Annotated in this window: 8 protein-coding genes; all 8 read right to left on the reverse strand. The window is 68.9% G+C overall.

The window, feature by feature from the left end:
• Positions 1–231: 231 nt before the first annotated feature.
• Complete coding sequence (locus LRA98_RS12170; RefSeq protein WP_238634171.1) at positions 232–468, reverse strand: helix-turn-helix domain-containing protein; 237 nt, start codon at positions 466–468, stop codon at positions 232–234.
• Complete coding sequence (gene cas1, locus LRA98_RS12175; RefSeq protein WP_238634170.1) at positions 452–1,432, reverse strand: CRISPR-associated endonuclease Cas1; 981 nt, start codon at positions 1,430–1,432, stop codon at positions 452–454. Before cas1 ends, LRA98_RS12170 begins: the two co-directional genes overlap by 17 nt.
• 106 nt (positions 1,433–1,538) lie before the next feature.
• Entirely contained in the window at positions 1,539–1,853 is a 315-nt protein-coding gene (cas2, locus tag LRA98_RS12180) for a CRISPR-associated endonuclease Cas2 (protein ID WP_238634169.1), read from the reverse strand.
• Positions 1,846–2,646, reverse strand: a complete 801-nt coding sequence (locus LRA98_RS12185; protein ID WP_238634168.1) for a hypothetical protein — start codon at positions 2,644–2,646, stop codon at positions 1,846–1,848. Before LRA98_RS12185 ends, cas2 begins: the two co-directional genes overlap by 8 nt.
• A gap of 13 nt (positions 2,647–2,659) precedes the next feature.
• Positions 2,660–2,941 carry a CRISPR-associated endonuclease Cas2 gene (locus LRA98_RS12190; RefSeq protein ID WP_238634167.1) on the reverse strand — a complete coding sequence of 94 codons (282 nt, stop codon included), beginning with the start codon at positions 2,939–2,941 and terminating at the stop codon, positions 2,660–2,662.
• A gap of 108 nt (positions 2,942–3,049) precedes the next feature.
• Positions 3,050–3,358 (reverse strand): hypothetical protein, encoded by a 309-nt coding sequence (locus LRA98_RS12195; RefSeq protein WP_238634166.1) that lies wholly within the window; start codon positions 3,356–3,358, stop codon positions 3,050–3,052.
• A gap of 188 nt (positions 3,359–3,546) precedes the next feature.
• Positions 3,547–5,235, reverse strand: coding sequence for a GTPase (locus LRA98_RS12200; RefSeq protein WP_238634165.1), 1,689 nt, complete (start codon positions 5,233–5,235; stop codon positions 3,547–3,549).
• Positions 5,236–5,238: 3 nt separating this feature from the next.
• On the reverse strand, positions 5,239–7,530 hold the full coding sequence (locus LRA98_RS12205; protein WP_238634164.1) for a GTPase: 2,292 nt from the start codon (positions 7,528–7,530) through the stop codon (positions 5,239–5,241).
• Between the last annotated feature and the right edge of the window lie 500 nt (positions 7,531–8,030).

The raw sequence follows: 8,030 nt of genomic DNA on the forward strand, positions 1-8,030 counted from the left end.
TCCTCGACTCTATATCCCCTTCTCATTCAGTAACTTACAAAGTGGGTTATGCCAAAACGCGGGGTCCGCGGACTTATGAGCGACTCTCATCCGCAATTTATTCCTTTTTGAGAAAGAGCGTGCTTCCTTGATGCCGAATCATGCTACGGCATCGCGGTGGCCGTTTGCCAGGGACTTCAAGCTTGCTGCGAGTCGTGCCGCCGCGGTAGAGCGCCCCGGTCCGGAAAGCGCTCAATCGGAAGGCTCCTCGACCCCGATACAGGCGAAGTACGCCTGGATCAGATGCAGCGGGCGCAGCTTGAGCGCCTGGGCCAGCTCCACGATCGTAAAGATCGTCGGGTTGGCCCGACAGCAGCAGAGGTTATAGAGGCACTGGCGGCTGAGGTTGGCCCGGCGGGCGACCTCCGACAGGGAGAGGCCCTGGGCGCGGGCCTGCTTGCGGATCAGCAGATCAAGCTCCGTGGACATCGTGCTCCTCGGGGACAACTTGTGTGCCGAGTTGGGCGCACGCCGCCGCCAGGGCCAGCGCGGCGCGGCGCTGCCAGCGCCGGTGCAGCCCGGCGTGGCGCTCCCAGCAGCCGAAGAAGGTCTGCCGAGCGGCCTTGGCCAGCCGTACACCCTCGGCGCTGTGGGTGAAGTCCGAGCGCGTCAGCGCCTGCGTGGCAAAGAGCTGCCAGGTAAGCCGCTCCACCCGGGCCCGAGCGAGCTCCGTGAGATCGCAGGCCAGGGCGTCTCGCCCCCAAACGGGCTGGTGCAGCACGCCGATCGCCGGATCCAGGCCGGCGGCCGTGGCCGCCCGCAGCGCGTCGCCGTGGGCGAGGGTGTAGCCCAGGGAGAGGACAGCGTTGACCGGATCGCGGGGCGGGCGGCGGTTGCGCCCGGCGAAGCCGAGCGCCTCGGGGAAGAGGGTAGCGTAGCCGCGGAAGAAGGCCGCCGCGGCCGTTCCTTCTTGGCCGCGCAGCTGCTCGCCGGCGGGCGCTTGACGCCGTACGGCCGCATGAGCCGCCTCGATCTCGCGCCGGGCGGCCGTGAGCGGCTGGCGCTGGTCGGGACGCTGGTGCAGTGCCCCGGCGAGCAGCCGCTGCTGACCGGCGAGGCGCAGCCGGACGAGCTGGCGGGCCCAGGCCTGGCGCTCGGGTTCGAGCTGGGCGAGCCGGTACTGGCCGAGGCGGCGGACGGCGTCGCCGTGGCCCTCGCTGCGGAGGAAGGCGCTGCGCCGTTGCCCGCGGGCCGGCATCAGGACGACGCCGACACCGCGCTCGGCGAGGGCGGTGAGCACGCCGCTGCTTAGCTCGACATGGCCGATGATGACGAGCCGGTCGATGAGGCTCAGCGGCACCGAGCGGGGCCGGGCCTCCGGCTCGCGGATGGTGAGGGCCTTGTGCGCGAGCGTCAGGTGCGTCCCGCGCCGGTCGATGTAGAGGGTGCCCACGGTCTTGGTTCCCTTCGCTTCGAGCTTGAGAGCCTCAGGCTGACACGGAGGTGCTCGCGTGAACGGCGCGGCAATCTTGCGGCACCGCGAGCGTGTGGCGGCGACATTACTCTGTCTCCGGGAATTGCGGGGTCAGGGTGAGCCCTGGCAGCACGAGCCCAGGCGGCAGGGGCGGCGGGCCCTGGTAGGTGCCCTCGCCCTGGGGCTGCAGGGCGTAGATGCGCACGTCGTCGACGCGCTCGTCGATCGTCCGGCGCAGCGCCTCGGCGAGCTGGTGCCGGGCGCTCGGGACGAGCCGGCAGTAGAAGACGCTGTACTGAAGCGGCACGCCCCAGTCCGTCATCAGCCGATGGACGCGGCGCAGGCGGGCCGGCTTGCGGATGTCGTAGCAGACCAGATGGTCGATGGCGCGCTCACCCATGGGCGGGCTCCTCTGCACGGCGCTGGCGCTGCCAGCTGACGTAGTACTCCTCGGTCAAGGCCTGGAGATGGCGGTGGAGCTGAGTGGGGACCGGGCGGGCAAGCTGGAGCTCGAGGAACTCGGTGCGCCGGCGCTCCGTGAGTTCGAGGGGCTGCTGGCGCCGCCAGCGGACGAAGCGCCAGAGCAGCGGGAGGTAGAGGCAGCGGCGCAGCTCGCCCTCCAGGTCCTCGCCCTGGGCGGCGAGGGTGCGGCAGGCTGGCCGCCAGCCGCTGCGGTGCAGCTCGGCCTGCAGCCAGCTGTGCAGCCCGCCGCCGAGGGCCTCGATCTCGTGGGGAATCCAGCGCATCGGACTGAGCTGGCGCAGGTAGCCCTCGAGCCGTCGGCACGCCCCCCGGAAGTCGCCCCGGGGGCCCCGCCGGAAGACCAGGCTCCAGGCGTGGCGGCGCTGGGCATCCCGCCACCAGTGGTAGGGGCCGAGCCCGGTGTGCGTCTCGATCAGCGAGGCGAGCTCCTGGACCGGCCGGCTCTGCGGCTCCTGGGCGGGCTGCAGGCAGGCCGTGGGCTGGCCGTTGCCGTCCTGGAAGTGCACGACGGCCCCCGCCTCCACGAGGGCGAGGCAGGCCTGGAGGAGATCCTCACCGGCACAGCCGCGCACGACGGCGCGGCTGATGCGCACGAGCGGGATGGACTCGGCCGCCTTGCCGGGACGGCGCAGGCGCAGGGCGGCGCCCTCGCGGCGCACCTCGACGCGCTCGGCGTTGAGGTAGAGGGTGCGCGGCTCGAGACGGGACATCGGCGGACCCTCCCTAGCCGAAATAGAAGAAGTCCGGATCCGCCGGCGCCTCGGCGGCGCCGAGGGTGACCAGCGGCCGGCGCGGCTCCAGCGGCAGGAGGGCGAACTGATCCTCGTCGGGGTCGATGACCTCGGCCATCTCCTGGTGCAGCGCCGTCCGCTCGGCCGGTGTCAGCCAGCACTCGTAGGCCGATTTCTGCCCGCCGCTGGCGTAGCCCTTGATGACCCGGACGGCTCGGGCGAGCCGGCTCGGGCTGCGGACGTCGTAGGCAGCGAGGTAGAGCTTGCGGGGCATCGGGGATCCTTCGTGCAACAGCTGGTGCTTAGGCTGGCATCCAGCGCGGCGGAGGGCGGCGGATGGGAAACTTGCAGCCGAAGCGGCTGCCTTGAAGGGGGCGGCCCTCTACCCGGCGGAGCGGGGCAGGAGCCGCTCGAGGACGCTGCTCAGCAGCTCGTGGAGTGCCTGCGGACTGCTCAGCGCTGACTGGACATCGGCGTGCCCCGGCTGATCACCGTGGGCGAGCGCGTTGCGCAGCTCCCGGAGTTGGTGGAAGGCCTGGCATTCCGGGATTTCCCGGCTGTGGCTCTGGCAGTCCCCGATGGACGCCTCCTGGGCTGCCTCACGCTGGTTGTGGCCACTGACCTGCTGCGCGTTGGCGTCCTGGTGGACCTGCTGGGTGATGAGGGCCTCGTAGCCGTACAGGGGAAACAACCGGACGGACCGGTCGAATGCGGTTCCGGCCGAGAGTTGACCGTACTTGTGTTCCCCTCATGCAGCCTAACCGGGTCCATCCAGACTGCTGCGGGAACTAGCCGTCCATCCAGAAAGGATCACCAGGACGCGTGCAATCCGTCAGTGGGGTCACCTCACGGCGGCGATTCCCAGAGGAGAAGGTCTCCTCAGAGCTGGTGACGTAGCTCAGCACATCGGCGCTGGAGGGTGCCGATTTCCTCTTGGAGCGCCCGGCGCTGGGCGTCGGCATCAACGATTTCCCGGCGCTCGGCTTCAAGCTCCTGAAGGCCGGGTTGGATTACCCCCCTGGAAATCTCGTCCAGAGCGCTCTCCAGCGCCTCAGCCAAATTATCGGCCTGTTCCGCAAAGGCCTTGTGGAGCGCACTACGGACCTCGGCCAGATGCTGCTCACGCGCCTGCTTGGCCTGCTCTTCCCGGATCTCGCTGTAGATGTCCATGGCAAGCGCGAGCCAGGGCATGGCCTTGCTCACGCGGCCGAGGACTCTGGATAGCATCTGCCCCGTCTTGACGGCCTCCCAGGGCTTGAACTTCTTGCCCATCTTCTTGCCGATCTGGTAGACGAGATCGCGCAGCTTCTGGGGGTCCTGGGCGAGACGCCCGAGATGCTGCTGGAGTGGGTCCGTGGCCTGGCGGCCCCAATAGAGGGAGCGGCTGTATGCGCTGGGTGCTTCGCCAACCGCATCCACGCCTGCCGTCTCGGCCCGCTGCGCATGGATCCGGGCCACCGCTTGGCCGAGGGGGCTGTCGCCGATAGCCTCGAGATCAGCCCTTGCTTCGTTCAGAGCCTGCTTGATCTCGGTATCCGCCGCGTCGTAGACCGCGTCCACGTCGCTGCTGGCCTGGCGTAGCCCCTGCTCGAAGAGTTCCTCCAGTATCTGCTGATCCGCGCCCTCCGTTACCTGCTCCATGGCCCCGTTGGCCTGCGCCATGACCGCGTTGCGCGCTTCCTGCTTGCGGCGGTTGCGCACCTCGCGGAGTTTCTGCTCGAGCTGCTCATAGACCCGCCGCTTGCGCCGGATCAGCTCCAGGTGCTCTTGCTGGTCCTTCGATTCGGCGAGCTCCGACTCCAGCCGGTTGAGCAGCTCACTGACCTGTTGCAGCGGGGTCTGAAGGCGTCCTGCGGTGCCGGCCTCAGCGACGAAGCGGTTCAGCCCGTCGGCGAGCTCGTCTATACGGCTCTGGCTCTCGAAGCGCTCCGCGAGGTGCGCCTGACGGGTCTTGCGCGCCTGCAGGAGCTTGCCGGCGGCGCAGAAAAACACCGGTACCTCAGGGTAGGGCTCAAGAACCCGCCCCGCCTCGCTGAGTAGCTCGGCATCGGGATCCGGATCGGACTCGCGGTCCACCTTGTTGATCACCAGGCAGGTCTTGGACGCCAGGCCCAGGCCTTCGTCGCTGTCCAGGATAAAGCGCAGGTGCTCGGCCAGGCGCGGGTTGAACAGCTCATTGCTGACCACGAACAGCACCAGGTCGGCGCCGTGGGTCGCCTCTCGAGCGATGCGGTCGTGGGCCGTATCGTCGCTGTCCGAGTGCACCCCGGGTGTGTCCACGAGCACCAGGCCCTGCCAGGTGTACTCCGCCGTCTTGCGGGTCGTGACGTCCGCGGAGATGGCCACCTCCGCCCCGGTCAGCGCGGAGATGAGCGCCGACTTGCCGGCGCTGAACTGCCCCACCACGGCGATGCGCAAGGGCGCGTCGCGCTCCAGCCTGGCCCGCGCCTCCTGGACCTGTTCCATCAGCGTGCGGTGCTCGTCCGTGCCGGCGCGCTCGACCAGGTCATGGGTCTTGCCCAGGATCCACTCCAGCTCGTGGTAGTAGCGTGCGTAATCGAGTTTCATGGCCTACGCTCCTTGAACGCGAATCTTCATACCGAGGAGCTCGCCGGCGAGCCGGCTGTTAGCCCCCTTGGGCCCGATGAGCCGGCCGGCCTGCTTTTGATCGCAGCGCACCGTGGCGATGGTGACGTCCCCGGAGCGCGTGATCCGGACGACGTCTTGTGGGCACGCGGCGTCCGGCGGACTCATCCCCAGGGCCTGGCGGACCTGGGTCTCGAGAGGGGCGCCGGCATCGACGAACTCGATGCGCTCGCCGCCGAGGGCCTCGCGCAGCGCCTTGACCCGGTGGCCCTGAGATCCGATGCAGGCGCCCAACGGGCAGACGCCTTGCGCCTGTGAAGCGACCCGGATCTTGGTCGCGAAGCTGGGCTGGCGGGCGACCCCGGTCACGTGGACCCGGCCCTCGGCCACCTGAGGGATCTGGTCATGGAGCAGCTCCTCGACACAGTGGCGGTTGAGCCGGGCGGCGACCTCATCGAGGCTGTCCAGGGTCGTCGTAGCCGCCCCATGGATGCGCCGGGCGGCCTGCTGCACGGGGCGGACGGTGCCCCGAATATTGTCGCGATGGGCCGCGTGAGCGCGCTCGAGCCAATCCCGGCAGCTCGCCTCGGCTCGCTTGCGGTCCGCTCGGAGGCGCTCCTGGAGGCGCTTGATGATCTTCTGCCGGTGACGGGACAGACCCCTGTTCGTCGAGGCCCGCCACTCCTCGGTGACCGAGCGCGCGGCTTCCTGCGCCGCCAGACCCGCTACAGCCGCTCCACCGATCGCTACCCAGCCCGAGGGGTTCCACCAGTTCGCGAGCCCGTACCAGGCCAGGTAGCCGGCTGCTGCTCCCGCGCCGCCGCGCAGCCCGGCGCGGCCATAGCCCTCCCATTCCTTCGTGTCCTGCTGCTCATGGTATGCGTCGAGGGCACCGTCGAGATCCCGGACGGTGGAGAGGCTGAAGTCGGCGGCGGCCACGCGCACCCCCTCCTCGAGCTCGCGGATGAAGTCTCTCTGCGCAGCGTCGATGAACCAATCGACTCCTTCCGTGACACCACGCGCACGGAGCCGTCGTTGCCATTCGGCCTCCAGGTCCCGCCCCGAACCACGCCTCTTGAGGATGTCGTCCACCATGGGCGTGATGTCATTCTCCGCGGCCGTGAAGAGCAGCCGCAGCTGCGTCAGGCGCTCGGCGGCCCGGTCATGAGCCCGGTCGAGCCTCTTCTCAAGGTCTTCGCAGAGGCGCTTGAGCTCGCCATCGAGCGTTCGGAACGCGCCGGCCGTGGGGCGCAGCTCATTCTTGAGCTCGATCAGGTAGCTGTTCAGCAGGTCCCGGGGCGCCCGGCGCCGGGCCGCGATAGCCTCGTTGACCACGAACCGCCGCAGGCGCTTCTCAACGGCGCTCAGGCCGCTCGCGCGCTCGAGCGCGGTACGGCTCGGTACGCCGCCCGATGACTCGTCGGCGGAGCGGGCCTTCCAGCCGCCGTGGGCGTGGAACGGGATCACCTCCGGGCTCTCCAGGCCGAAGCGCCGGCGCAGATGACCCGCGATTTGACGACGGTGCCCCTTGATCTCGTCAGGCTGGAACACCTCCTCCGGCGAGTCGGCGAGCAGCTCCAGGTCCCCTTCCTTGACGTTGAGCAGGACCGTCAGATCCTTGCCCCGGGTTTGGATCCAGTCGAAACGCGCCAGCTGCTCGGGATCGGCGCTATCATTGCTGATCAGGAACAGGATGTGGTCGGCGTGATCCACATGCTTCTCGGCCATCTCGGCCAGCTCCTGCCCCTCGAAGCCCTCGATGCCGGGCGTATCGACGATGCGCAGGCGGGGCTGATCGGGGTTGTCGCCCGCGGTCGGTGTGGGGACGTAGTAGGCCCGGATGTCACGGGTGGCGTGCTGTCTGCCCGTTCCGATCGTGGTGCCGTCGCCGGCGGTAAGGGCCTCGAGCGTGGTGCTCTTGCCGGCCTTGGTACGCCCGAAGAGCAGGATGGTCACATAGGGGGCGTCGCGCTCGAGCTGAGCATAGCTCTCAGCGAGCTGCGCGCAGGTGCGATCCGCCAGGCCCTCGAAAAGGTGGCGCCGCTTCTCGAACTCCTCGCTGAAGTTGCGCACCGCTTCCTGAACGGCCTCGTTCTGCCCCGCAGCGGGCTGCACACTCGCCTCGCGGATCTGCTCCTCGAAGCGCTCGAGGATGCGCAGCATGCAGTCGCGCTCGGGAGCGATGGCCTCCAGGGAGTGCTGAGCCATCTCCGCGGCGCGCTCCAGCGACTGCATGAAGTCCGGATCCGGGTTGCGGCGTGACGGATTGCGGGTCATGATCATCCTTTCCAGTTGCCGGGACGGGGCCTTACGTCCCCGCTAGTAGCGGTACACGTCGTCGCGCAGAAACCGTTTGATGAGCAGCGCTAGCGCTCGCAGCCGACGGTCACGGCGCGGCGGAACGAACTTCGAGCTCGGGATGCGGCGCTGGGATAAGGGGCTCATCGGGTTTGCCTCCGTCTTCATTTTGCTGTCGCTCATCGAGAGCCGAGTCCGCGCGGTCGCTTTACAAAGGCTCCGCTTGGTCCGCTTGGCTCGATGAGCGTAAGGTGGCATACAGCGCGGCGAGGGCGCCGGATCGAAAGCTTTCGTCTGGTCTGGCCCTCCAGAGGCTCGGCCTTCTACCCGGAACGGGGCAGGAGCTGCTCGAGGACGCTGCTCAGCAGCTCGTGGAGCGCCTGCGGGCTGCTCAACGCCGACTGGACATCGGCATGCCCCGGCTGATCACCGTGGGCGAGGGCGTTGCGCAGCTCCCGGAGCTGGTGAAAGGCCTGGCA

The sequence above is a fragment of the Halorhodospira sp. M38 genome (assembly GCF_022227985.1).
Lineage (GTDB): Bacteria > Pseudomonadota > Gammaproteobacteria > Nitrococcales > Halorhodospiraceae > Halorhodospira > Halorhodospira halophila_A.